General features: G+C 57.3%; 17 protein-coding genes and 2 pseudogenes. 2 read left to right on the forward strand and 17 right to left on the reverse strand.

The genetic code is table 11. The features are described 5' to 3' along the window. Window positions 1–75: 75 nt before the first annotated feature. Window positions 76–462, reverse strand: a complete 387-nt coding sequence (locus P3T24_RS28635; protein ID WP_074265658.1) for a hypothetical protein — start codon at window positions 460–462, stop codon at window positions 76–78. Window positions 463–674: 212 nt separating this feature from the next. Between P3T24_RS28635 and P3T24_RS28640 the strand changes: the two genes are divergently transcribed. Beyond that, on the forward strand, window positions 675–1,775 hold the full coding sequence (locus P3T24_RS28640) for an MraY family glycosyltransferase (RefSeq protein WP_074265659.1): 1,101 nt from the start codon (window positions 675–677) through the stop codon (window positions 1,773–1,775). Between the two features lie 68 nt (window positions 1,776–1,843). Here P3T24_RS28640 and P3T24_RS28645 read toward each other — a convergent pair whose 3' ends face one another. The 6 genes from P3T24_RS28645 to gmd all read right to left on the reverse strand — a co-directional run bounded on the left by P3T24_RS28645 (window position 1,844) and on the right by gmd (window position 8,891). Then, on the reverse strand, window positions 1,844–3,730 hold the full coding sequence (locus P3T24_RS28645) for a polysaccharide biosynthesis protein (protein ID WP_429408639.1): 1,887 nt from the start codon (window positions 3,728–3,730) through the stop codon (window positions 1,844–1,846). Window positions 3,731–3,735: 5 nt separating this feature from the next. Then, entirely contained in the window at window positions 3,736–4,770 is a 1,035-nt protein-coding gene (locus tag P3T24_RS28650; RefSeq protein WP_429440192.1) for an MraY family glycosyltransferase, read from the reverse strand. A gap of 8 nt (window positions 4,771–4,778) precedes the next feature. Then, window positions 4,779–5,735 carry a UDP-glucose 4-epimerase family protein gene (locus tag P3T24_RS28655; RefSeq protein WP_429439884.1) on the reverse strand — a complete coding sequence of 319 codons (957 nt, stop codon included), beginning with the start codon at window positions 5,733–5,735 and terminating at the stop codon, window positions 4,779–4,781. Continuing rightward, window positions 5,732–6,577: a glycosyltransferase family 2 protein gene (locus tag P3T24_RS28660; protein ID WP_429439887.1), complete on the reverse strand. Its 846-nt coding sequence runs from the start codon at window positions 6,575–6,577 to the stop codon at window positions 5,732–5,734. Before P3T24_RS28660 ends, P3T24_RS28655 begins: the two co-directional genes overlap by 4 nt. 376 nt (window positions 6,578–6,953) lie before the next feature. Beyond that, window positions 6,954–7,853: an NAD-dependent epimerase/dehydratase family protein gene (locus tag P3T24_RS28665; RefSeq protein ID WP_429439890.1), complete on the reverse strand. Its 900-nt coding sequence runs from the start codon at window positions 7,851–7,853 to the stop codon at window positions 6,954–6,956. 3 nt (window positions 7,854–7,856) lie between these two features. Then, on the reverse strand, window positions 7,857–8,891 hold the full coding sequence (gmd, locus tag P3T24_RS28670) for a GDP-mannose 4,6-dehydratase (RefSeq protein ID WP_429439893.1): 1,035 nt from the start codon (window positions 8,889–8,891) through the stop codon (window positions 7,857–7,859). An 828-nt stretch (window positions 8,892–9,719) separates the two neighbouring features. On the opposite strand from gmd, the gene P3T24_RS28675 reads away from it, so the two are divergent. Continuing rightward, a complete protein-coding gene (locus P3T24_RS28675; protein WP_429439896.1) occupies window positions 9,720–11,171 on the forward strand; it encodes a mannose-1-phosphate guanylyltransferase/mannose-6-phosphate isomerase in 1,452 nt (483 codons plus the stop codon). Window positions 11,172–11,303: 132 nt separating this feature from the next. Here P3T24_RS28675 and P3T24_RS28680 read toward each other — a convergent pair. The 10 genes and pseudogenes from P3T24_RS28680 to P3T24_RS28725 all read right to left on the reverse strand — a co-directional run. Beyond that, window positions 11,304–11,496 (reverse strand): annotated as a pseudogene (locus P3T24_RS28680) (IS5/IS1182 family transposase); the annotation flags it as partial. Then, a complete protein-coding gene (locus P3T24_RS28685; RefSeq protein ID WP_429439899.1) occupies window positions 11,496–13,106 on the reverse strand; it encodes a hypothetical protein in 1,611 nt (536 codons plus the stop codon). The pseudogene P3T24_RS28680 and the gene P3T24_RS28685, both read right to left, overlap by 1 nt. A 655-nt stretch (window positions 13,107–13,761) precedes the next feature. Then, window positions 13,762–14,124, reverse strand: a pseudogene (gene cpsB / locus P3T24_RS28690) (mannose-1-phosphate guanylyltransferase/mannose-6-phosphate isomerase); the annotation flags it as partial. Between the two features lie 5 nt (window positions 14,125–14,129). Further along, the gene (locus P3T24_RS28695) at window positions 14,130–14,273 is read right to left on the reverse strand and encodes a hypothetical protein (protein WP_429440206.1); all 144 of its coding nucleotides are present in this window, start codon (window positions 14,271–14,273) and stop codon (window positions 14,130–14,132) included. Between the two features lie 613 nt (window positions 14,274–14,886). Further along, the gene (locus tag P3T24_RS28700) at window positions 14,887–15,567 is read right to left on the reverse strand and encodes a class I SAM-dependent methyltransferase (RefSeq protein ID WP_429439902.1); all 681 of its coding nucleotides are present in this window, start codon (window positions 15,565–15,567) and stop codon (window positions 14,887–14,889) included. 498 nt (window positions 15,568–16,065) lie between these two features. Beyond that, window positions 16,066–17,094 carry an FkbM family methyltransferase gene (locus tag P3T24_RS28705; RefSeq protein ID WP_429439904.1) on the reverse strand — a complete coding sequence of 343 codons (1,029 nt, stop codon included), beginning with the start codon at window positions 17,092–17,094 and terminating at the stop codon, window positions 16,066–16,068. Between the two features lie 678 nt (window positions 17,095–17,772). Further along, the gene (locus P3T24_RS28710) at window positions 17,773–18,165 is read right to left on the reverse strand and encodes a hypothetical protein (protein ID WP_429439907.1); all 393 of its coding nucleotides are present in this window, start codon (window positions 18,163–18,165) and stop codon (window positions 17,773–17,775) included. Between the two features lie 790 nt (window positions 18,166–18,955). After that, a complete protein-coding gene (locus P3T24_RS28715; protein ID WP_429439910.1) occupies window positions 18,956–22,153 on the reverse strand; it encodes a glycosyltransferase family 4 protein in 3,198 nt (1,065 codons plus the stop codon). Between the two features lie 49 nt (window positions 22,154–22,202). Next, window positions 22,203–23,558 (reverse strand): FkbM family methyltransferase, encoded by a 1,356-nt coding sequence (locus P3T24_RS28720; RefSeq protein WP_429439913.1) that lies wholly within the window; start codon window positions 23,556–23,558, stop codon window positions 22,203–22,205. 88 nt (window positions 23,559–23,646) lie between these two features. Next, complete coding sequence (locus P3T24_RS28725) at window positions 23,647–25,086, reverse strand: glycosyltransferase family 2 protein (RefSeq protein ID WP_429439916.1); 1,440 nt, start codon at window positions 25,084–25,086, stop codon at window positions 23,647–23,649.

Below are 25,086 nucleotides of genomic sequence, written 5' to 3' on the forward strand. Positions count from 1 at the left end.
ATAGGGGGAATCCATGACAGGCGGGGGTTTGCCGGGAGCGACGGAGTCAGTATGTGGGACTGACGGAGGCTGTCGTTACCGCTGGGTGACTTTCCACAGAATGGAGAACGTCGTCTCCCCCATGGTCAGATAGCCGGTCGCCATGCAGTTATCAGAGCGTGGATCACACAAGAGGGTCAGTTTTTGCTTATTGGTGAAATCGAGGTTGACCGGCGGATCAACCTCTGTGTGTTGCGGTGCCGGCACGTTGTAGACAAAGGGATAGCTCTGTCGCGGCGTTTTAGAGTGATCACCAAGAACAACCAGCGTGCCGCTATGCGCAGGGGCGGGGTCGAAATGCAACTCGGCCGTATCGGCCATTTGGGTGACGCCGGTCATTACCACGGGATGCGAATAACCATCGGCCATGGCAACGCAAGCTACAAAAAGCAGAATGAAAGCAACGTGAAACTTCCCAAACATAGGGCGCACTCTGTCAGACGAACAAGCCGAAAGTATGACTGAACGGCCAATTCTTTTCAGTGGCGATGCGGTAGCCCTACGGGCGCCGTCGACTGGACCTGATGAGACCACTGGCCGCGGTCACTGACTGAACTGTAGTCCGTCCCGGCACGCTTTTCGAGGCCCGCACATTTCGTTTGTATAATTCGGCGTCTTCGCTCAGGCTCACTTTCATGCTTAGTTTCGCGCTCGGGTTTCTCGTCTCACTGCTGGTCACCCTGTTGATCGTGCGCTACGCGCATTTGCATGAAAAATTCTCCACCGATACCGACCTCTCCGGCGTGCAGAAATTTCACGCCAGCCCAGTGCCGCGGATCGGCGGAACGGGCATTCTGATCGGACTGGTGGTGTCGGCCTTGCAGTTGCACTACTCCTACCCCGCCGTCTCCGGAGGCATTCTGGGTCTCGTGGCGTGCGGTCTGCCGGCATTCGGGTCGGGGCTCGTCGAAGACCTGACCAAGAAGGTTTCGCCGCTCGTGCGGCTCATTTGCACGATGGCCGCAGCGGCCCTCGCCTACTTCCTGCTGAATATTGCCGTTACGCGAATCAGCGTGCCGCCGCTCGATTTTCTGCTCTCCTACGCAGTCATTTCGTGTGGGGTGACGGTGCTCGCGGTAGCGGCACTTGCGAACGCGGTGAATATCATCGACGGCTTCAACGGACTGGCGTCGATGGTCGCGTTCATGATGTTCGCGTCGCTCGCGTATGTGGCGTTCGAGGTATCGGACCCGGTCGTGCTGTCCGCGTCGCTCATCATGATGGGCGCGGTGATGGGCTTTTTTATCTGGAATTTCCCGGCCGGTCTGATCTTTCTCGGCGACGGCGGCGCGTATTTCATCGGCTTCATGCTTGCCGAACTCTCGATCATGCTGGTGATGCGCAACCGCGACGTCTCGGCGTGGTACCCGGTTCTGCTGTTCATGTACCCGATCTTCGAGACCTGCTTCTCGATCTACCGGAAGAAGTTTATTCGCGGGATGTCACCGGGAATTCCCGACGGCGTGCATCTGCACATGCTGGTGTACAAGCGGTTGATGCGCTGGGCCGTTGGGGTACGGACTGCGCGCGAATTGACGCGGCGCAATTCGCTGACCTCGCCCTACCTCTGGCTGCTGTGTCTGGTGGCTGTAGTTCCGGCCACGTTGTTCTGGCGGCATACGCTACACCTGTTCTGCTTTGTGATGGTCTTCGCAGCAACTTACGTGTGGTTGTACGTGAGCATTGTGCGGTTCAAGTCGCCGCGGTGGCTGGTGGTCCGGAGAGGTCGCAAATAACAAAAAAGGCGCCACGCGCCTTTTTTGCCTCTCACGCAGTACCTGCGGGCCCGCGTAATTCCAATCCTTCACAGCGCCGCGCGAATCTCCGACACCGTCGGCACACCTTGCAGCGGCGGAGCCAGGTTCGGCTGATACTCAGGCACCCAACGCCGCAGATCGCGGCGCACTTCGTCGTCTGCCGGCACGCGGTGCTGCATCAGCCACGGCAGCAGTTCGTCCAGCAGGTTGTCGGGCACGCCACGCGCCTGCGCGATCCGCAACTTGGTATGCGGGGTACGCGTGGTCGTTTCGTCGTCCGCCAGCAATTCTTCGTACAGCTTCTCGCCCGGCCGCAGACCCGTAAAGACGATGCGGATGTGCTCCTCACTGAAGCCGTATAACCGAATCAGGTCGCGGGCAAGATCCACTATCTTCACTGGCTCGCCCATGTCGAGAATAAAAATCTCGCCGCCGCGTCCCATGCTCGACGCCTGCAACACAAGTTGCGAAGCCTCGGGAATAGTCATGAAGAAACGCGTGATCTCCGGGTGAGTCACGGTGACTGGACCACCCTTCGCGATTTGCTGCTGGAACTTCGGAATCACGCTGCCGGCGCTGCCGAGCACATTGCCAAAACGCACCGTCTCGAACTGCGTCCGCGAACTTGTTTGCTGCAAGGCCTGGCACGCCATCTCCGCGAGCCGTTTGCTCGCGCCCATGACGTTGGTCGGGTTGACCGCCTTGTCGGTCGAGATCAACACGAAGTGCCTGACGTCATGACGGATCGCCGCGCGCGCCACACGGTAGGTACCGAGCACGTTGTTGCGCACTGCCTGCCATGCGTTCTGCTCTTCCATCAGCGGCACATGCTTGTAGGCCGCGGCGTGAAAGACGATATGCGGCGTGTACCGCGACAGCACGTGATCGAGCAGCAGCGAATCTTTCGCATCGCCGATCACCGGCACCACGGACAAGCCAGGGAAGCGGTCGTGCAACTCTTCCGTGAGCTTGTACATCGCAAACTCGGACAAATCGTAGGCGATGAGTTGAGCCGGCTCGAAGCGCAGAATCTGACGGCACAGTTCCGAGCCGATCGAACCGCCCGCTCCGGTCACCATGACCACGCGATTGCGGAGCAGCGCCTCCACGTGCGGCGTATCGATCTTCACCGGATCGCGACCCAGCAAGTCTTCAAGGTCGATCTGGCGTACGCGCGACAGGAACGCCTGCCCTTGCGTCAGCGTGGTCAACGCCGGCAACACCATTGCGCGCACGCCTGCACGCACGCAGAGCGTTGCGACGCGACGCTGCGCTTCGACTGAAGCTGAAGGGATGGCGATGATCGCGTATTCGGTCTTGAGCGATTCGGCGAGCTGCGGCAATTCGCTAATCGGGCCTAAGACCTTGTAGCCATAAATTTCGCGGCCATGCTTGGACACATCGTCGTCGAGCAGCCCAACGAGCCGCCACTCGCTCGAGCGTGAGAGTTCACGAGCGAGGCTCGCGCCTGCGGAACCTGCGCCCAGAACCACGACCGGCTTACCCTGCGCAACCAGGCCACCGTAAAGATAAAACTCTTTGGTCGCCCGATAGAGCGCGCGCGAGCCGCCCATGGCAAGGAAAAGAAACAGCGGCGAAACCACCAGCACGGAGCGCGGAACGATTGGAATCGGCTGAACCATCACCGACACGACCATCGCGACTACTGCGCCGGTTGCGACCGACTTCGCAATCCGGATGAGGTCCGGCAGGCTAGCGAACACCCACATGCCCCGGTATAGGCCAAAAATCCGGAACATCACGCCGTAGACCGGTAGCACCCAGACCAGTGAATGCAATGCGCCCGCCCGGAAATCCACCGGAACGGAACCGTTGAAACGGATGACGTACGCGACGAGCCACGCCGCGCAGACCGCACACAGGTCGAATAGAAATGCGCTGAGAGATAGCAGCGAGGCCTTGTTTCTTAGCATCAGCGTTATACCTCAGTTGATTGTTCAGACAGTGTTGATTGAAAACGACGCCAGCGCAAATCGACCGCCGCGCCCATCAGGCACAGAGCGACGATCCATGCCGCGACCACGCACCATTGAACAGCCGCAGAACGGCCAAGTATGCTTAAAGCAAGCATTATGCCTGTGGCCATCACCGCATACCACAAGCTGGCGGTTCCGGCGTGACCCATGCCCGAGCGCACCATGCGTTGATAGTAGTGCTCGCGGTGCGCTTGCCAAAACTTTTCACCACGCAAAAGGCGGCGGGCGAGCGTGATCGAGGCGTCGGTGATGAACGGCGCAAACACCATGAAAGGGAGCCAGATAGGCCAGGCACCGCTCAGCCAGCCCCAATACCCTAACGCGCCGGCCAGAAAGCCCAGCGAGATCGAGCCTGCATCGCCGAGAAAAATTCGCGCCGGGTGGAAATTGAACAACAGAAAGCCCAGCGCCGCGCCGGCGACCGCGGCGCACGCCATTGCCAGTTCGGGCAGCGAATGGCCGCCGATGAGCGCGGCCACGGCGTAACCGCCGAAGCCGAATAGCGCCATACCACCGGCCAAACCGTCCGCGCCATCCATAAAATTGTAAAGATTGACCAGCCAGAGCATCAAAAACGACAGGACGGCGAGCACCCACCATGGCACCGGCGCAGGATTGAGCACGACGAATCCCACCACCGCGATCAGATGCGCGGCAAATCTGACCCGGGCGGGCAGTCCACGGCGGTCGTCGATCTGCGAAACCGCCGCCAGGAATGCCGCCGCCACGGCGGCGCTCCACAGGCTCGGCGCCATGAGCAGCGTTGCTACCACCGATACCGGCACCAGCCCCCAGCCACCCACTCGTGGCGTGGGGCGAACATGCAGCGAACGGTCGTTCGGGATGTCAGTGGCGAGACGCCATGCCAGACCGGTCTTCAACAACGCGAGGAGAATCGCCGCACAAACGACCGCGGCTGCCGCTGCGACCACGCCGACATCTGTCCAAGGTGAATTTCCAAAAACTTGCATGAGCATGGACGACCTCAACGCGTCGATCGATACCAACGGGCCGTCGCAGCCAGACCGTCTTCGGTGGAATACGGAGGTTGCCAACCCAGGACGGAGCGGATCCGGCCCGAGTCGATCTGCAAACTCCCCACGAGGCGCTCGATCTGCGGCGAGCGGTGCGTCAGCCGTCCTGCCAATCGCAGCCAACTCGTCGGCACCGGCACGAGCCGCGCGGGCCTCTCCAAATGCCTGCCCAACGAGCGCGCCAGTCCGGCGACCGTCGGGTCGTCACCATCCGCGACGTGGAAGCATTGACGCGCAGCACGCGGATCGGTCGCACAACGCGCCAGCGCGTCCGCGAGGTTGTCGACATACACCAGGCTTCGCCTGGCGCGAACTGAGCCAAGGGGCAGCGGCATACGCTTCCAGACGGCATCCATCAGGCGCAGGAAGTTGGCACGCACGTCCGGGCCATACACCAGCGGCGGCCGCACAATCACGATGTCGAGCCCGGTTTCCTCGCCGAAACGCAGCAGAGCCTGTTCGGCGGCGTACTTTGAACGGCCATAGGCGTCTTGCGGAGCGGGCAGATCGTCTTCGCGCAGCGGTCGCCCCAAATCGCCCTCGGCTAAGGCCTTGATGCTGCTGACGAAAACAAAGCGCCGGGCACCGTTGTGCAAGGCCGCCTCGGCGATCCGCAACGTACCGTCGACGTTGGTTGCGTTGAAGGCCGCATCGGGGTCTGCAGCATCCTCATTGAGGACGTGCACGCGCGCTGCCAGATGCACTACGCTCTCGGGTCGCAGGCCTTGCGGCCAATCGGTCTTCACGTCCTCAAAATCCTTCCCGGCGCTCACCCACTCGTGCACGCCATCAGGACAACCGCCTGCCTGCCGCACGAGGCCTGTGACTGCGTGTCCGCCGTCAACGAGCGCACGGCACAGCGCCCGCCCGACAAAACCATTTGCGCCGGTTACGAGGATCTGGCTCATAGCCACTTCCAGCCGAAGCGGCTAAAGAACTTGTACGCCGACGCCATAAACATCTTGATATGGGCCGAACCTTTGCGCGCGGCGCCGCCGCCGTGGTGCAGTACACGCACGGCCGGTGCGTAGACGACGCGAGCTACGTCATGCGCACGCAGGCTCAGGTCGTAATCCTCGAAGTACAGGAAATAGCGCGCGTCGAAACCCGCCAGCTGCTTGAGCACGCCAGTGCGGAACAACATGAAACAGCCACTCACGATGGGCGGGTCCCAGACAATGTCGCGTTCGTTGATCACATCGCGCATTTCATAACGGGCAAGACGGCGCGTGAACAGACGGCGGACGCTGCCCGGCAGAAAGCCCCGTACGAAGAGGTCGAGCAAGGTCGGGTAGCGGCGACACAAAAACTGCTGATGGCCCTGTTCGTCGCCGATCCATGGCGTCAAAAGACCGACCTCGGGGTTCGCTTCGAAGAAGTCGACTGCGCGCAGCAGTGCGTCACGGTCCAGATCGATGTCCGGGTTGAGCACGAGGTGATAACGGCTAGCCGTAAGCTCGATAGCCAGATTGTGGCCGCGACCGTAGCCGACATTGCCATGACCGCTGAGAATGGACGTCTCGATGCGATGTGTTTTCAGTGCGTCGAGCTCGCGCTGGACGTCCGGCAAGCCACCGTTATCGACGATATACAGCGTAACCGGCAGACCGGGACGTACGGCCCGCAGTGCTTCACAGGCGGCACCAAGGCTCGCGAGCGTACTCGTTAATTGGGCCCGCTCCGGCCGATAGACGACAACGGAGACGGACAGCCCTTCAGTTTCTGGACGCGGCGCGCTTGTAGCATTCATGTAAGTGAGAACTGCGTGTCTTATGGACGACACTTCGTTGTGTGGCCGCAACAACCCCGGAGTGTGCGCAATGTTGTGCAGTTCGGCAACCCGATTTTCCTTTTGTTACTGCGCACGAAGCCACCATCAAGCCCCAGTTATTTTGCCTCAATTCAGGCTGCAGACTGCAAAATAAATGGACTTACACGTGTAAGGTCGTGAAGGATTTCTTGCCGCCCTTTGAATGGCGATTGCGGCTCGCGCTCTTTGACCTGGTTCGCGAGGATCCCAATGCGAGCAACGTCCGCAGAGAGTTCCTTCCGTTGTCCCGATGGCTCGAGAACACACAGGCTTTGCGGCAAACTTGCTCCGCATTGTTGTTCAGAAGATTCAGGAATTACGTTTCCGTCGGATGTTCCAACATCCAACGTAACGTCTCACGAAGGGGAATGGGCTGAAGCGCCCCGATTGCAGTGCGAAGCTCGTTGTTGCTGCCAATGAGCTTGTGGACCTCATTCGCACGAACATAATCGAAGTTCACGCGTATTTCTGGATGGTGCACCGTAAGACCGCGCATGATGGCGATGATATCGAGCAGCGAATACCCAACCCCAGAACAGACATTGAATGTGCGACCTGCGAATTTCCCCATCAACAGTCGGCTATACGCAGATACGACTGTCCGCACATCAGAGAAGTCGCGAATAACGTGAAGATTACCCAGCTCGAGAACCGGAGCTTTATCACGAAAGTGGGAGACGATTTTCGGCAGCAGGAAATTACTGCTTTGACCCACGCCCGTATAGTTAAACGGCCGTGCGATGGTAATTGGGAGCTTTCCTTCCCACAAACGGGCAACTAACTCCATAGCGAGTTTGCTGATCGCGTAGTCGTTTGCAGGTTCAGGTTTAACCGACTCGTCGATTACCTCACGGTCGGTGTTGCCGTACACATTAGCGCTACTCGCGAGCAGCACCGACTGAGGCTTACAACCAGACTTTGTCAATGCTTCGAGCAGGTTTCGAGTACCCACGACGTTGGTCTGATAAACCTCGCTGACATCGCCATGCCCCACGAAAGCGATTGCAGCGAGGTGAACGACCGCGTCCGGCTTCTCGATGGCCAAGGTTTCTGTCAACGCCTCGCGATCGAGCAGGTCACAGACGCGCAAGCGCCACGAAACGTTCGAATCGGCCTTGCGAGCCAATCCGCATACTTCGTAGCCATCGCGGATCAGTTCTTTCGCGAGATAGCGGCCCGTGAAGCCGTCAGCGCCGGTGATAAAAACCTTTGCCATATATCAGAACGAGGTGCCAGCCTCGTTACGGCGGATGTCCGCCTCGACCATCATCTGGCACAACTGTTCGAGAGTGGTCTTCGGCTCCCAGCCGAGGTCATTGCGCGCTTTGGCGGGATCGCCGATTAGCAGATCGACTTCGGCAGGCCGGTGAAACTTGGGATTGATTCGGACGATCGTTTTGCCGGACTTGGAGTCGACGCCGACCTCCTTATCATCCTTGCCTTGCCACGCAATATCGAAGCCGGCAGCACGACCGGCCATCGTGACAAAGTCGCGGACGGTTTCGGTGCGGTTGGTTGCCAACACATAGGTATCGGGCTTATCGGCCTGAAGCATGCGCCACATGCCTTCCACATATTCCTTTGCGAAGCCCCAATCTCGCTTCGCATCAAGGTTACCCAGCTCGAGCACATCAAGCTTGCCCAACTGCACCTTCGCGAGACTATCGGTGATCTTGCGCGTCACGAATTCCCGACCGCGCAACGGCGACTCATGATTGAACAGAATGCCGCTACAGCCGAAGATGTTATAGCTCTCGCGGTAGTTAACGGTCATCCAGTGCGCGTAGAGTTTCGCGACACCGTACGGACTACGCGGATAGAAAGGCGTGCTTTCAATTTGAGGAACTGCCTGCACCTTCCCGAACATTTCAGAGGTGCTTGCCTGATAGAAGCGAATCTCAGGATTGACGATACGAATCGCCTCAAGAAGATTCAAGGCCCCGACGCCGGTTATCGCAGCGGTCGTAGCAGGTTGATCGAACGACACACCGACAAAACTCTGAGCCGCCAAATTGTAAATTTCTGTTGCTTTGGTTGTCTGAAGTAAACGGATGCTAGAGCCGAGATCAGTCAGATCGTGTTCGACGAGATGCAGGTTCGGATGGTCCGATACCCCGACTTCCTCGATCCGCCAGAAATTCACGGAGCTGGTACGGCGATAGGTGCCATAAACTTCGTAGCCCTTTTCGAGGAGGAGTTGCGCCAAATAAGCGCCGTCTTGGCCAGTAATGCCAGTGATGATCGCAACGGTCATTTGCTATCCGGTTGAGTGATGTATCAATACTTTGCCGCTAACTTCCGATACCCATCGACTCAAGCTGTCATGGACGAAATCGGAAAACGGCCGCTTCAGAACGATCGAGGCTGCGTGCGAAAACCGGGTTGAGACGTTTGCTTGCAGTCCCAAACCAGCTCGGCCACCCCGTCGTATGAGAACCGATGTAGCTTCAACCGCCGCTACGCACGCCCGCGAATTCTCCGAACTCAGCGATGAAAGCGTTGCAAGCGGGAAGCCCTCAGATGCGATGCGCTCCTAGTTTCGTCCACACACTTGCGACTACCAGGTTTTATGACGAGCAGCATCCATTCTCCAGCCCATGGTACGACACTATACCATCATCATCCCCCTCCACCTAAGCGCGGCAATGGGCTCAGAGGTCCGGCCCTTGCGGCTCCGCGAGTCAGTACGTCCTCGGCCGCTGCGCTCAAAGCGAGGTTAGTAAAGGGTCATCGCATCTGGATTCGTATCATGCGTTGTTTCCACGATCCACAGGAGTCCTGCTCAGCCCAAATTTGGGCGGAATTTCGCTCCGCGTCGTTGCCTCCAGAACAAACTGTACGCGGCTACCTCTTGCACCCTGATTTACAGGAGTCGACGATCGAGTCTTTCCACGCGTTACAATCCCAATTGCTATCGCTTCATGCACCAATACTCTTACGGACAACCGAACGCTTGGTTGTTTCGAGTCGCGAAGTCCTGTAGCAGTATATGTGCCCAAGGCGTACCCGGCGACCGAGGTTAGAAATTCCGCTAAAATCGCCGACTGCATGCCATCCTAGTACAACATTTTCGAGCAATTCCATGAAGATCATTCCCGTCATCATTTGTGGAGGCGCGGGGACACGACTGTGGCCAGTGTCCCGCGAAGCCTTTCCGAAGCCGTTGCTGAAACTGGCGGACGGGCAAAGCCTGCTGCAGAAGACATTTCTGCGAGCGTCGCGCGTAGCGAACGCAGGTGAAGTCGTGATCGTTACGAATCGCGAGACTTATTTCCTCACGAAGGACGAATGCGTCGAGGTCGAAACTGGCGTTTCGCAGCTAGGGTTCATTCTGGAACCAACAGCTCGTAATACCGCTGCGGCAATCGCGGTGGCTGCGGAAGTCGTACGTCAGCAGCATGGCCCCGACGCTATCATGCTGGTCATGCCGGCCGATCAGTTGATCGAAGACGAGACGGCCTTTGGCGAGGCTGTGCAGCACGCCGTGGGTTCAGCACAGCAAGGTCGTCTCGTCACGTTCGGGATTCGCCCGACCGGTCCGGAAACCGGCTACGGCTACATCGAATTCGAAGCACAGCCGCTGCCCGGCGCGCAAGCTGTCCATAAGGTTGTGCGCTTCGTCGAAAAGCCCGAACTGGAAGTTGCCAAGGAACTGGTCGCAGACGGCCGTCACCTTTGGAACGCCGGCATGTTCTGCTTCACCGCCGAGACGATGCTGGCCGAGTTGGCGCATCATGTGCCAGGCGTCGCAGAACCGTCGCTCAATGCGGTGAACGAAGCCAAACGAAGCACGTCTAGCGACGGCTACGCGATCGAACTCGACAGTGCGCAATTCAGCAAGTCGGAGAACATCTCCATTGACTATGCGGTCATGGAGCGCTCAGACAATGTGAACGTGGTGCCGTGCGAAATGGGCTGGAGCGACATCGGCTCGTGGCAATCGATCAGCGAGTTGACGCAACCCGATGCGCGCGGCAACAGGATTCACGGTGAAGCCGAATTGCACGACGTGGATAACTGCTTCGTGCGCAGTGATGGTCGACTGATCGGGATGGTCGGCGTTCACGACGTAATCGTGGTGGATACGGCTGACGCGTTGCTGATCGCTGCTCGCGACCGTGCGCAAGATGTGAAGCAGATTGTCGCGAAGCTCAAGAGTGCGAATCATGATGCGTACCGCCTTCACCGTACCGTGCATCGCCCGTGGGGCACGTACACTGTGCTCGAGGAAGGTGATCGGTTTAAGATGAAGCGCATCGTCGTAAAGCCAGGTGCATCGTTATCGCTGCAGATGCACCATCATCGCAGCGAGCACTGGATCGTGGTGAGTGGCTGCGCGGACATCGTCAACGGCGAACAGGTTATTTCACTGCAGCCCAACGAGTCGACGTATATCCCTGCGGGTCACAAGCATCGCCTGATCAATCCAGGAGTGATGAATCTGGTCTTGATCGAGGTCCAGTGCGGCGAGTACTTGGGCGAAGACGACATCGTCCGGTTCGAAGATATCTACGGCCGCGCGCCCGCCGCCTGAATTACAGGCTATCGTGAATGCCTGGGTGAAAGAACCGGGCATTCATTTGTGAGATCTCTGGGGCTATATTGTCGACCTCAATTGTTCCGTGATAGAGCCTTCGAACGAAGGGGCAAACAACCGGTTACCGCAACTTGATTCGTGCGCGTCATTGCCGCGCCGCCGACTTTTCAGTCGGTGTCGGCGCGTTACGCCCGCCACCGGTTGATGGACCGTCCGCGCCGGCTCTGTGCCGAAATCTCTTGTGACTGACCTGCGCCCAGATCAGCGTGCCGTACACCGAGAAGTGCCCGCGGGAAAGTAAACCCCGCTTATCCGCAAGGCTCAAAGCATCGGAAAAGACTTATCTAATTCACGCACGGTAAGGTACTCCAAACCAACCCCCAGAATTCGAGTATCAGCATTTTCACCGACATCACATGGCCGCACCGCCCCCCGCACGTCGACGGAAATGATGAGCAATCGGTGCTCGATAGCATCAGCGCCGAGGTGGATCACCCATTCCAAGCCGCCATCTTGACTGACGCGAGCCTGAGATTCATGGCCGTTGATCAGGATGTGTACCGCGGGAGGTTCAACGCATGCCGGTACATACATGCGTCCGTGCAAGGATAACTCAAAGCCGTGGATAGGCGCGACGGCGGAGGGGCTGCCCAGCGAGACAACAAGATAAGCGCGCCCTTCACCACTCCACACTCCCCAATCTTCTGAGCCATGCCAGCCACGCCCAAACAAGGCGTGCACAGCTCCGGGCGCACCAGCAGCCAGACTCAATGGTTGTTCCGGCACGAGCTCAGGCAATTTTGGCAAACCGTCTGCCGCCAGATCGAATCCCCAACGATAGCCAAAGATATGATTGAGCATGTCCTCTGGAAACGTTGAGTGCTGACCAAGAGAAAACTGAGGGACAGTTCGGTGCCACCAGCTTTGTCTCGCGCGCGCGAAAGCCTGCAGAGAGCGAAGGCTGGCAATCTCGAGCCTGACAGGAATCCAGGGTGAGCAAGTTGCCGGCAAGAGGTTGACAGCATTGCGATCATCTGCGAGCAACTGCCGAATATCGCTACAGCCCAGATAGTGCGCCTCCTTGAGCACACCGGTAGATATCCCCGCCACGAAAGCCAAGTTTTCTGCACAGAGCAGGTTGTAGGTGTTGCTGCTGACAAGCGCAGCATTGGGTACGCTGTCAAGCAAAGCATCCAGCAGATCCGCATTGGCCTGAGCGGGATGGGGAGAAATGACCAGTAGATCGACCTGTCGTGCCCACATGGCAATCTGCGTGACGAAATCCGCAGGCCGCATCAAGCGCCCGTCGCCGACCAAGGCCAAATCAAGCGCCGTCTGTCCAACGAACAAGCCCACGCTGAGATCAGGCCGCACAATGAATGGCTGTCCGCGCCGGGCGAAGTAGGCCCGGAGGCCGGCGGCGGCAGACCAGAAAGCCTCCTCAGGGATACGCATCCGCTCCAGTTCGTGCCGAATGGCAGGATCATTGGTGCGCACGGCCAAGTGCAGATCACGGGTGAAGCGGATCGCGTGAATCTCCACATCAATGAATGACGCCCCTTGGCCGTCCACATACTGCATGATGGACGGAGACAAGCCCCAACCAATCACAAGGCTAGTGGGCGTCAGGGCTAGCGCGCCTAGGTGCTCGGCCGCTGGTTTTAAGTCAGCCGTACATGCAGCGGCCCAACCTTCCGCGCTTTGCGGCAGACCTAGCGCCTCCATGAGTTTGGGCACCGGGATGGTTCCGCCCTGAGACTGCGCGCATACCTCGCGCACACGCCAACCTAATCGCGAGGCCGCCACCCCAAAGAAGGTACGCAGAAATTTGCGGTTCTCCAATGATGCAAACAAACCGTTTTCAGACACCCGAAAAAAATCGTCAACGAAAATCACTTCTTCAATGTGTGTCTGTTCCTTCAGTCCCAGCATTTTCACCCCTAGTTGTTCTTGCGAGTTGTTTAGAATATCGTAAGCGCTCGACTCACCCACGACGGATATACTCGAGCGAAGCGCAAGGGTGCTTAAGCACGACATATCGTCGAAACGGTTGGCTGCCTGTCGTTTCAGCTACTTCAACCAACCTTTTAATTGCTTGAGGTCTTCAGACAAGAAAAGACCTGCTTTGCAGATTACGCATGCCCTGTCGGAGCACGGCGACGTCATCCTCGATACTGTGCAACACCGTCCAGGGAGAAACGTCTCTGAATAGTGGAATTCCGAATGCATATCGAAAGCGCGCGCTCGACACGCAGGATTTCCTGATCTAATTCCCCAAGGCGCCCCGCAGACTTCGGTGTCTGCGCGTGCAGCGTGCGCTCCATCCTGTCGGCATTGCCTGTGGTACATTCCAGCTCGAGCTTCACACCGTTGGGCAATTGGGGATGGCCACACCGATGTCGCCGACTGTGACGACAGACACGATCGCTTCGGTGCTGCAACGGGTCTCGCAGCCGTAGGCACCGGCGCTCTGTGATCGAACGCAGCGACCGGAACGAAGGCCGACGATGCAACGGCCACGCAGTCTCTCATGGGCATATCTGACGGCCGATATAGCTCAATCATTTGCGCAACCGGTTAGCGCTCAGCCACTCACCACGATCCAGTGCTCGCTGCGGTGATGGTGCATCTGTAGCGATATCGATGCACCCGGCTTCACGACGATGCGCTTCACATCTTACGCACGGTCGCGAGCGGCGATCAGCAACGCGTCAGCCGTATCCACCACGATCACATCGTGGACACTAACCATCCCGATCAGCCGACCGTCGATGCGCACGAAGCAGTTACCCACGTCGTGCAACTCGGCTTCACCGTGAATTCTGTTGCCGCGCGCATCGGGCAGCGTCAGTTCGGTGATCGACCGCTACGCGCCGATGTCGCTCCAACCCATTTCGCAAGGTACCACGTTCACGTTATCTGAGCGCTCCATGACTGCATAGTCGATCGAGATGTTCACAGCGTCGAGCCGATAACGACTACCGAGTTTTCCGGATTGACAATCGCCCCGCTGCTTTTGGGCGCCCCCCCATTCCACCTCCCTGCCCCATACGACATATTCGTCATGACGCCACTCTCGACGATTGCGCGGTTGTTCATAGATCTCCATTCAAAGTTCATGGGACCGGCTCCAAGCCGATGGTTTCAACACCGCTCCGAACTAACCGCGCCTGCCATCGACTTAGGCTTCACTGGTGATCTGTATGAGGCATATCACCCGGGCGTCTCACGCATGCCGATTGGGCTTGGCACGGGACAACGGCCAGCGATCAAAATTACAACGCGGCCCCTTCAAGGCTGCAATGGCAAGTCTGGTCACTCGCGAACAATCTCGTCACCGGTCGCGACCAAGGTTTCACGCTTGCGCTCAAGACTTACCTCGACTACGGCCCATAGCGATTTGGTGACGATGGTGAACCCTACAACTACCCCATCACGCGACGTGGCCCAAAGACGTGCTCCGGTGACTATCGTCGGAAAACGCACCACCGACCAATACCAGCTTTCACCGGATACTGCGGTGGGAGCTTAGCCGTATCGCCGGTGCGTCGTCGATCAGCCGGGGAAATTTCACGGTCACCCATCAGAAACAGCACGCTCTCTCGTCGTCGAAACGATATTCCCCGATCTGGAAGAACACCTAGACACTATTGCTCAAATAGCGGTACCGATGACACGGCGCCGGTTCTAGCGAACGTCTTTTCTCGGAAAATCATCGGCGAAATTTGCCGACAATCTTTCTATACGGGGCTGTAATCTTCCAGGAATTGCTGGATTCTATAGCGTTCAGGCGACCGATTGCGTTTTTGCCGTCATATGGATTGTGATTGGTGATGCAACACACCTGTTTGCTCCTATCACCCAACCTCTTCTCAAGAGAGAACACGATATAATCGTTTGAAATACTTTTGAATATTTCCAGCCAATCAACAGGCTCTAGAATCGACAGATGGCTATGCCCATCGTCGTAGCATGCGATTTTGTGAAAATGAAAGCTGGCCTTGTCATGATATCGCCTCAAGCAATTCAGCAAACTATCTGTAGGAAGGTGCTCCAGAAAATCTGCCGAAACCAGAAGATCGGCAGGCTCTACCGGAGGAAATCCGGCGATCAGGTCGGATTGAATAAAAGTTACATTCTTGTTGCAGCGTATCACTTCGTCAATTGCTGGCGCGCGTGCCCAATCAATTCCCGTTAATAAACGAAACGAATTAGCAGCAGCAGAAAGGAATTTCCCATTTCCGCATCCAATCTCTATGAGCGTCGATGCCCCATACAATCTGAGTGCTTCAATTTCTGTTAGCATCCAGTTATTATTCTGGAAGGCGGGATGTTCATCGTGCAATTTCTGGTAGTATTTCTGGTCACAACCGGTGTACTTTGCAAGGCCCATGCTACCCTCCGAATAAGATATTCGAACGACGATTATAGCCTACCCTTGATGGTCGACCACGACTATCCGACGATCATCTGGTTGTGCTTATACGTGAAGCCGAATACTATAATTATAAATTTAGACCGTCCACAATTACTACCAACGCCAAGCCTACTAGTTCCGTGTGACTGTTTGCGCAGCTGCTAAGGTCGCCGCAGCGGAGTAGAACTGCTCCGCCAAGAAATTCGAGAGAAATCGGGCGGAGTTGGCGCGCTGGTCTTGGCGATGTTCGAACGGTGATCTGAATCACAATCTCAATTTATGCAGTAATCGAAGAACACATCGTCGCAAATATGATTCTTGTGCGATGGTGAGTCAGTCTAGCAGACTTAACAGAGGCTACAGCCGTTCTAGCTCCATCCTGCACATTATTCGGCATCGGTTATACGAGGAATGGGACAGCTGTATCGGCTCCACTGGAGACATGCATTTGACCTTTCGCCACGTCACTATTACTCACATAAGGCTTTTTATGTAGCGTAGTGGCCGTGTGATACGCCAACTTGACGATGAGAGTAAAGCAGTTCTCTCACGCTCCAATTCGTTTTGCCATGCTGTCTTCTCTGCCAGCTGGATTTGAAGTCTCTCTATCTCCGCATGCGCTGAAGTGAGTTCTCCCTGTGTCTGGCGCACTCGTTCGTTCGCCTCATCGGTCACGCGGTACGCCTCATCAAGAGTCCTGCTCGCGCGGTTAAGCGTCGATAGCCGGGCGATTAGATCGGTTCTATCGAACCCTGCAACGAGATTTGAATAGCGGCCTTGCGTAATATGTTCATGCCCAATCGCATAAGCTTCCGATTCGTCCGTCAGGTCAAAATATTTTTCACCATCGACGGCATATACGCAAGGAAAAATCCGCAAGAGCCGTTCGCGGAATTCTGGAATGGTCGTACGCCTGAACATGTTCAGGCAGAAATGATTCATCTCCAGTACCGCGCGTGGCTTGAATCGTTTCAACGTCTGCGAGGCGCCCTCTAAAACGTCCAACTCGAATCCTTCGACGTCGATTTTTATAAAATCGACGCGATCGAGACCCAGCGTCGGAAATACTTCGTCAAGAGCGTAAACCGGGACATTGATCTGGAAATGGCCCTCATTGCCAATATGGTATTCATCCGCGATGAACGCCCCTGAGTAGTTCCCATCGCTTCCCTGCATGGGAAGCGTTCCGGCTTGCCTTCCGAGAGCGAAGTTGTGGACTTTCACGTTGGTGACGTTGCCAACGTTTTTCGACAGATAACCGAAGGTGCGCGGAACTGGCTCGAAAGCTGTAACTCTGCCATTGTCGACGATCTGCGAAAGCGCGAGTGCTGTACAACCGATGTTCGCTCCAATATCTAACACCTGCGCGCCGCGATCACAAAGGACAGCAAGCATTGATACGAGGTGCGGTTCGAAAGGATCAGCCAGATCCTTGAAGTAGCTGTCCCTCTCATCGCCTGTGATAACCCACCGCCTACCGCCAACTCCAACGCCGCGTTCCATATCTCTCTGGCCTCTCAGGGTTTGTAATTATCGGGAATTTACATATAAGGATTTCCTTACTGCGGGTAAGTGTACAACACCCCCGCTAGAAACCGTCAATAGCGCTACTTCAGCAGCAACACCTGTGCGCTCTTCCAGATCGGCGGATGTTGCACCGACGACACGGGCGTATGGTTCTTGAAATACCGGCATGCAACAGCGAACTTTCCCAGACGTGCCACGACATTCGGTTATCCGAACTTCAGCCGCAGGTTTCCCAGTTCAACCGACCATCGCTTGAGCGAGGGCCCGGCAGGTCGCATCGATGACGCGCCGTCTACCAGGTGAGGCTTTGAAATGAAACGACTGTATATGCGATTCGTGCTATCGATGATGCGGCCAGCTCTCTTAGAACTCGAGTCGAACATCGTACGGCGAGCGGTCAAGGCAACCGCGCATCGCTCCAGGCTGGCTGACGCGAGGGAGACGCCGGCTTGGTCTTTGAGGTGAGTTTCAGGTTAAGAGAAGCCTGGAGAATGTTAATCGATTGCTGAATAGATTCGCGGTGTAGATCGGCTAGGTTATTGCCCTCTCATCCCTTGAGTTGAACACAAAACGTAACAGTTTCCATGCTTCTGAGCGCGAATGTTCGACGAGCCAGATGCCAGCGCACTCCGGCGCCATGCCAATCTTGTACTCTTAGCCTTTGGTTGCAAAGTCTTTGGCTATAGTGGCCATGTACACCCCGCAGGGTGGTGGTTGAGGAAGGAGATGGCTTAAATTCTCGCACGGCGGCGGACACATCACATCACCCAACCCATCGATAATTTGCAGAAGCACCTCGGGAAGCTCAGGAATGTCAGGCAGTGCGGCCTTACAAAGCTTCAAAAAGGATTTGACGACGACGATTGATGGAGCCGCGTCGATCGCGGAGCTTTCTGCGCTGGCGACCAAGTTTTGAAATTTCGGCTTCGGCTTGAACAAGAGTTCGAAGTTGCTCGGCACGAACGTCCAAGACATTGCCGCATTGCCAATTGCTGCGAAAGGCGCAGGCGTTTCGCGCAGACCAATTTGATTAGAGCACGTCTTCATCGCAGGACGCAATCGCGACGAAGCTATGGCACGGACCCGCAAGCCACGGTGATGATGCTACACAAGATGTGCGTGTCGCGTCGATCGCGAAGAATGACGACAACTCCATCAACTATCTCTCAACGCAGCAGCCAATTCTTCCAGCGTTGCGGGGGCAGAAGAGCGTCAGAGGCAGTGTGCGGCGGCAAATGCTCTGGGCATCCGCAGTTTGCCACCGATGCTTCCGCAACGCACATGGGGCGCGCGCAAGGGGTCAATGCCGATGCCGGAAGAGATCGCTCGCGCGGGCGTCCATCAAGATGTCAACGACCTCATGGACTCGGCGTCTGAGTCGGCAATAGCTATCCTCGGGTGCAATACTTGGCGTCATCTCCCAGATGGGCCTGTTGAAGGCATCGAGCTTAGAGGAGAGAAAGCCCACGAAGTGCCCTGGACTCGATCATTCCGGCTGGTCCGAACCACAATCAGCAAGTCGATGACGCGATTGCCGACGGTGCACAATGGTAGTTATCACTTCGCAGCCAATGAAGGCTATTTCTATCAACTCGCCACGTTTTTCGAGGCGACTGCTAGCGCCGATGACCTTGAGCTAGCCATCGTCTCGCGGAGCTTGGCTAGATCTCGTGAACACTGTCGCTGGGAATCTCTGACGGCACGGCGCCGCTGCCTGCGCGCACGTGCATTGCATCCCAAAATCACCTGGCGAACGCGCAATTCAGTAGCAAATTGCATGCGCAAACCCCGTGAACATCGCTTCGGTCGTCATGACGGGGCGCGTTTCAACAACCTGCTAGGCGTTTTTGCTTTTGGGGTACCACGTCGCATACCACTCATCTTCGAAAATTGCCTTACAAATCTTGTGGTAGCAGTTACCCCAAGTGAATTCCAATCCAGAGGACGGGCGTGGCGTAAAGCCGTTTGCGACCCAGCTTCGCAATGCGGCTTCAAGCGTCTGAGGGTCGTCTCCAGAGAAGTAACGCGCGTGCTCGCCTGCAACCTCGCGGAACACCGGCACGTCGCGCGCAAGAACCGGCAAGTTGGCTTGAAATGCCTCGACGATTGGCAAGCCAAACCCTTCACTCTCGGATGCCATGATGAGCCCCGAGCTTGCGCCATAGAGGGCACGCATCTCGGCATCACTGCAGCCATGCAACCAATGCAACCGCTTGCCAAGCTCGGGCGAGCGCCGGAGTTGGTCGGCGAATTCATCCATTTTCCAGCCCTGCTTACCGATGATGATTAGGTTGAGGTTCTCATCGGCTTTCCATAGGTTCTCGAACGCTGCGAAGACCTGAGGATGACCCTTGCGAGGTTCGACCGTGCCCACCATGATGACGCTTGGCCTCTTCTGCGTATTGTCGAGAGCGGCCAGCGTCGCTGGCGAACTCTGACCTCGTGACTCTTCCTGGCGGGAATCATTTTGAAAATCTGCACCGAGATGAGCGAAACCAATGGGTAAAGGCCTGTTTCGCAGTCTGGGTTCCTCGTCGAGCCAGGTCATCACGTCGTCGGCGACAAACTGCGAAATGCAAAGGGCCGCGTCGGCGATGCCAAGTAAATTGCCGTACCAGTTTTCCGTTACAAGTTTGACGAAATCGTCATTGAAATACTGAGGAAACCGCAAAGGCAGCAAATCGTACACAAGCAGCACGATGCGAAGTCCGTTCAACCGCAACCGCCGCAATTCTTCAAATTCGGCTGGGGTTATGATGGGGTAAAGATCGGCGCAGAGCAGGACATCATCGGCCCGGACATCCAGTGGCACCTCTGGCAGATCCAAGGGGGCGAGATTCAGTAAGGAGAGTGGTCTGGTATAGGTATGGCGTAGCTGTCCATCGCGGATACGTACCGCTTCTCCTCGCAGACCTTGTGGCGGCGTTTCAAGAACGCGGCGGGTGATTTCGCGCACGACGCGTTGAATGCCGGAGCCCGAATCAATACGCGCCAATTCCGAGATATCAATCAGGAAGCGTTTGCGTCCCCCGCCACGCCAAGATGATGGGAAGCTGCGGACAATACCGCGCGATGCGGCAGGTATGCCGTTCGGCAGCGCTGCAACGGCTTGGATGTCCGTCTGCATGGCTTGTGCGACGACCGCGGCGCCAGGCGTCGAATAGGCCCGCTCGATGGCATCGGCGTAGTGCTTGGCGATGACTTCAGGGAGACGGACCTGTTCTGGGATCATGGCGATCGCGTGCGTTGCGTCTTCGCCAAAATGCTGCCGCAACACCCCGGCATCGCGGTCTGAGTACAGGATGATGCCGACGGCATTCTGTAGCACCGGAAGGGTACAGGGATATTGCCGCAGCGTGGCTTCGATACCATGTTCCGCGGCGAAGCGCAAAGCTGAGTAGCCATGGGCCTGCAACAGTATTTCCTGGAATTCCTGGGGCCGCCCGCGTTCTTGGGCAGATGCGTACATCAGGTCGGACAAGAACACATCATGCAGCACGACCATACCGGGGCAGCAAGGCAGGAGGGTCTCTATCTGGTAGCGGTGAAAAGACGAATTGCCGACCTGATAGATGATGCGATCGAAGCGACCGGCTTGCGAGAGGAAGTCCTCCGGTGTGAGGCGCGGAAATCCCCACAGATGACGCTCAGTGGTTTCTTCCTCACTGACCAGCGTGATGTCGTAATGGCGTGCGAGGATGGGCAGAAGTTCTACGCTGTAAGCGGCAATGCCGGTGGTCTGCGGTGGCAGCGGGGAGACGAAGGCGAGGCTAGGACGTTTCGGCAAAAGGCTCATGATCCGCGTCTGACCTTGGCGTGCTCGCCTTTCATGGACTGCTTCAAGCGCATCCCAAGCACGTGCGGCAGAAGCATGCCATGTAAAACGACCGGCCTGGGCTGGGCCATACGTTGCCAGCTCCCGCTGAAAAGCCGGATTTTCCAGTACATTGCGCATGCAAGCGGCAATGGAGCGGGCATCCTCGGGGTCGAAGGTGGCGTCTTCGCGCCCGATTACCTCGGGAAGACTCGTGGTATTGCTGGCAATGGTCGGCGCGCCGCATGCCATTGCCTCGCCAGGTGGCAGCCCGAAACCCTCATGCAGGGAAGGAAATACAAACAGACCGCAAGCGGAATAAAGCCCCCGGAGATCACCTTCCTCCACGTAAGGGGCGTACACAAGATTGCGGGGCGGAATGCCAAGCTGCGCCGCTTTTTGATAGAGCCTATCCCGATCTCGTTGCCCTGCGATGAAGAGTTGGTGGTTCGCCCGCAGTGCCGATGGCAAGCGCGCATAAGCTGCCAGCAGCCCCGCTTCGTTTTTGTTCGGGGTATCTGCGGCAAGAAACATGATAAATGAGTCGCGCAGGCCATAACGTTGCAGCAATACGGCACGCTCACCAACTGGTAACGGCGTTGGATGAAACTGCGGCCCAATGCCAGCGCGTATGTTGAAAATCCGTTCTGGCGGAAAGGCCAGATGATCGATGGCTTCATTTCGGCTGGATTCGGAAATGGCTAACAGACCTTCGCACGACGCCAGTTCCTGAATGCCGCGGTAATACCAACGCGCATGGGGCGACGGTATTTTTGAAGACCCGAAGAACTCCGCATGACGGAATAGAGGGATGAGATCGTAGAAAGTTGCGACCACAGGTAACGGCTGCAGTTGCCGCGGTTGACAACTGACGACATCGTTGTCCTCAAGCATGCTGCACACATGGACGAGGTCCGGTTGCAAGGAGGCTAGAAACTGCGCGCGTAAGGTCTCGGCGAAGGCAAGGCGCGGTGCGTCGTGGAGCAACGGTACCACGCCACGCGGCGGATGCCACACACGAATGTTACTGCGTGGGAGAACCGAGGAGAAGATTGCGGTTAATTCCTCTGCCTTTTCCATATAGGCGCCGTTCAGCGCAACAATGACCTCATGCGCTCGCGCGTTGCGAACCATGGCCAGCGCCAGCTCATTTGAATAGCGACCAATACCTCGGTCGCTACCGCTCCCTTGGGCTGCCTGTAAATCGATCACGAGACGCATAGTGTCAGTCTTGAAAGTGCAATATGGGGGAAGTTGGGAACACGGGCAGTCAAACTGACGTCTCAAGGGCAGGGTTTGCCGTGGCCAGTTGTCGATACAAGCGGGCCTCTTCGTGGCTGAGGTCGGTTGCAACTACGGGGTGGGCAACCGTAGCGGCCGCCGTTACCTGGTGCTGTATTGCTGCGACTTGCTCGTACGCGCGATAGCGGCGAGCCAGCCATTCCGCTGGCCTTGGAGCAATGGCACGAACGAGTCCAGCACCACGTTGCCCTCCAGGCAGCCCCAGCAGCAATCGTCCGCCACGATAAAACACTCGACGAGCAAGCTGCTTGTTGGGCAACATACGCCGGAGCAGGCGCAACGGAGCTGTTACGCGCCAGGATGTGCTGTTGAGCACCGCTGCCACCTGCTCCCTAGCCACATGTGCGGCCTGCTGCGCCACATGTGCTGCGTGCTGCACCTCGTCGCTGCGCCGCGCCTGCTCGGTCAGCGCGACATGGTTCTGTCGGATCGTATTGTTAAGCGCGTCCGCCACTTGCTGCATCTGTTGAATGGCTTCGGCTGCGCGACGGCTCGCAGCATCCACTTCGTGCGCTGACTGCTCCACTGCCCGGATGGCTTCGCGGCTAGTAGCTCGCGCCTCACGCAGCGTCTCGGCAGCCTGTTCACGAGCCTGTTGCGCTTCCTGTTCCGCGCGCTCGGCGCGTTGCAGCAAATGCACAGGCGGCTGAAACTCGTCGAAAACATTGGGTTGAACCTGGAAGTGTCCTCCCAGTTCATCTTTCATTTCGTCTGCCACGTAGAACCGGTTCAACCCGTCGAACCAGACGAAGCTGTAGCCCTGCGAGGTCAGGATCGGCTCCCAGTCAGCATAGGACTGGTCTTGCGACAACGGCAGCGTTGCCTCCACCAGCACGACCCAAGGGCGAAAATTGCGGAAGTCCGCGCCAGCCAGTACATCGCCTTCGGCACCCTCCACGTCAACCTTCAGGAAATGTATCGGCCCATGAGGACGATGCAGTCGACAGATCTCCGCCAGCGGCAGCGCGTTGATGGTCTCTTCCACAACGTCCCATCCATTGGCGCGATGACGTGCTGCGATCTCTGCGTCAAAGGTGGAGAGGCCGGTGCCGTCAATTCGGTGGAAGATATGCGAGCCCGCTTCGCGACCAGCGGCGAGCTGCAAATTGATGTCGTGAGGGCGGGCTGCACTCAGCGATGCGAAATAGGCCGGTTGGGGCTCCAGATTGATGCCATGCCAACCGTGGTCATAGAAAACCCTCGTGACCGAAAAATCCACAGGATCAGCGGCTCCGACATCGATATAGAATCCATTGCGTATGTGTCCGAGCGCACGCCACAGCATGATGTCTTCTTGGTTCTGCGCAAAGGAGATCATTGTCATGAGTGGTCAGGCCGTAATGTTGGTTGTGCCGTGAAACATGTCTGTTTCTTAGAGTATGCGAATTAGGGTTTCGTTGACGCTTTGGCCCTCAGGCTGACGGTGCGAGCGGGCGCAACGCAAGAAATCGGCGATCCAGCCCAGGGTGGAACATTGGATCGTTGTATAGATATTCGCTCCAGCGCTTGAGAAAGCGGGATAGGTCGGTACCGGGAGGAGGGGTTTCACCACGAGAGGCCTTTTCATGATGAACAAGCTCGGCATGCGGCGTGTAGACAATCCGGTAGCCCAGCATCTTCAGCCGCAGACACATATCCACGTCGTTGAATTCCAAGGCGAACACCTCATCGAAGCCATTGATCTCTTCGAGGACTGAGCGGCGCGTTGCAAAAACGGCCCCAGTGACCATCGACCATTCACGATGGACGACGGCCCAGTCCTGGTAGGTCGGTTCATCGGCGGGACAGCCGAGCCAGGTATGGGCGCAAGTGCTGATCAATCCCCCAGCCATCCCCGCATGCTGAAGTCTACCGTCGGGATAAAGCAGCCGCGCACCAGCACCACCTACATCCTCCTGCATCGAGAAGGTCAGCAGCGCTTGCAGCCAATCTGTCGATTCGCTGGTGATATCGTCGTTCATCAGCACAATCTGCTCAGTCTGGCTCAATCGCCAGAGCTGATTCATTTTCTTCGCATAGTTGAACGGCGCGCCGGGTGCGCGTGTGGTGACGATGCGCGTCAACTCGAAGGGCCAAGGCCGGTTGGCATAGGCAGAGCCGTCAACCAAGTCATCCCCGACGATCACGCGCAACCGGTCCATCGGGTAATCCTGGCGAGCGATAGTTTCGAGCAAGCCGGTGATGAAGGGGGGCTTGTCCTCTGCCTCCGCGTCCCCGTCGTGGGTAGCGGGGCGGCTCTGGCGGGTCGGGACGCACAATGTGACCGGGGGCGTCTCTCCCGAGTTCCGTCTTAGCTGCAATGCGTAAGGCGGGATACCCGGCTTCAGGTCGAAATGGACACGATCCTGGCCCAGCCAGTCTTCCAGCACGCGCTGACGGACTTCCCGTGGAACTTGCGGGTACCGTTTTTCGCGCGTCGCCAGCGTCTGTGCGACGCGGCCGATGGCGATGCCGGTTTGCACAGCCTGGAGCAGCAGCGCATAACTGAAGGCCGAACCATAGGCCTTTGCTCCGGCCTCCAGCTTCATCAAAGCGTTGGCCTGAATGGCGATCGGCAGGCCAATATAGTCGTAGGCTAGAAGCAGCGCCAGATCGAAATCGGGGCGCAAATCGAGCACCTTCTCGCTGCGCACATGGTGGTCCACGTAGAAAATACCGACATCGGGCCTGCTTGCGGCTTCCCGTTGTAGGATCGGACCGAACTCCGCAGAAAGCTCAGTGCCTGCGTCTTTCAGCACATACCAATGCGTCCCGCCTTGGATTTTCGATACTCGCCCGTTCTCGTCCTGCAACTTACCCGCAGAAGTGACGATTGAATGAATCAGAAAAGGGTGTGACAAGAGGTTTTGCAT

Source organism: Paraburkholderia sp. GAS33 (assembly GCF_050436645.1).
Lineage (GTDB): Bacteria > Pseudomonadota > Gammaproteobacteria > Burkholderiales > Burkholderiaceae > Paraburkholderia > Paraburkholderia phenazinium_B.

Coding starts and splice junctions, on each gene's coding strand:
- P3T24_RS28720 (WP_429439913.1), bottom strand. CDS start 23,558: ATGACAATGATCTCCTTTGCGCAGAACCAAGAAGACATCATGCTGTGG.
- P3T24_RS28725 (WP_429439916.1), bottom strand. CDS start 25,086: ATGCAAAACCTCTTGTCACACCCTTTTCTGATTCATTCAATCGTCACT.
- P3T24_RS28695 (WP_429440206.1), bottom strand. CDS start 14,273: ATGAACAACCGCGCAATCGTCGAGAGTGGCGTCATGACGAATATGTCG.
- P3T24_RS28675 (WP_429439896.1), top strand. CDS start 9,720: ATGAAGATCATTCCCGTCATCATTTGTGGAGGCGCGGGGACACGACTG.
- P3T24_RS28645 (WP_429408639.1), bottom strand. CDS start 3,730: ATGCTAAGAAACAAGGCCTCGCTGCTATCTCTCAGCGCATTTCTATTC.
- P3T24_RS28635 (WP_074265658.1), bottom strand. CDS start 462: ATGTTTGGGAAGTTTCACGTTGCTTTCATTCTGCTTTTTGTAGCTTGC.
- P3T24_RS28665 (WP_429439890.1), bottom strand. CDS start 7,853: ATGGCAAAGGTTTTTATCACCGGCGCTGACGGCTTCACGGGCCGCTAT.
- P3T24_RS28640 (WP_074265659.1), top strand. CDS start 675: ATGCTTAGTTTCGCGCTCGGGTTTCTCGTCTCACTGCTGGTCACCCTG.
- P3T24_RS28655 (WP_429439884.1), bottom strand. CDS start 5,735: ATGAGCCAGATCCTCGTAACCGGCGCAAATGGTTTTGTCGGGCGGGCG.
- P3T24_RS28660 (WP_429439887.1), bottom strand. CDS start 6,577: ATGAATGCTACAAGCGCGCCGCGTCCAGAAACTGAAGGGCTGTCCGTC.
- P3T24_RS28705 (WP_429439904.1), bottom strand. CDS start 17,094: ATGGAACGCGGCGTTGGAGTTGGCGGTAGGCGGTGGGTTATCACAGGC.
- P3T24_RS28715 (WP_429439910.1), bottom strand. CDS start 22,153: ATGCGTCTCGTGATCGATTTACAGGCAGCCCAAGGGAGCGGTAGCGAC.
- P3T24_RS28685 (WP_429439899.1), bottom strand. CDS start 13,106: ATGCTGGGACTGAAGGAACAGACACACATTGAAGAAGTGATTTTCGTT.
- P3T24_RS28710 (WP_429439907.1), bottom strand. CDS start 18,165: ATGAAGACGTGCTCTAATCAAATTGGTCTGCGCGAAACGCCTGCGCCT.
- gmd (WP_429439893.1), bottom strand. CDS start 8,891: ATGACCGTTGCGATCATCACTGGCATTACTGGCCAAGACGGCGCTTAT.
- P3T24_RS28700 (WP_429439902.1), bottom strand. CDS start 15,567: ATGGGCCTTGCAAAGTACACCGGTTGTGACCAGAAATACTACCAGAAA.
- P3T24_RS28650 (WP_429440192.1), bottom strand. CDS start 4,770: ATGCTCATGCAAGTTTTTGGAAATTCACCTTGGACAGATGTCGGCGTG.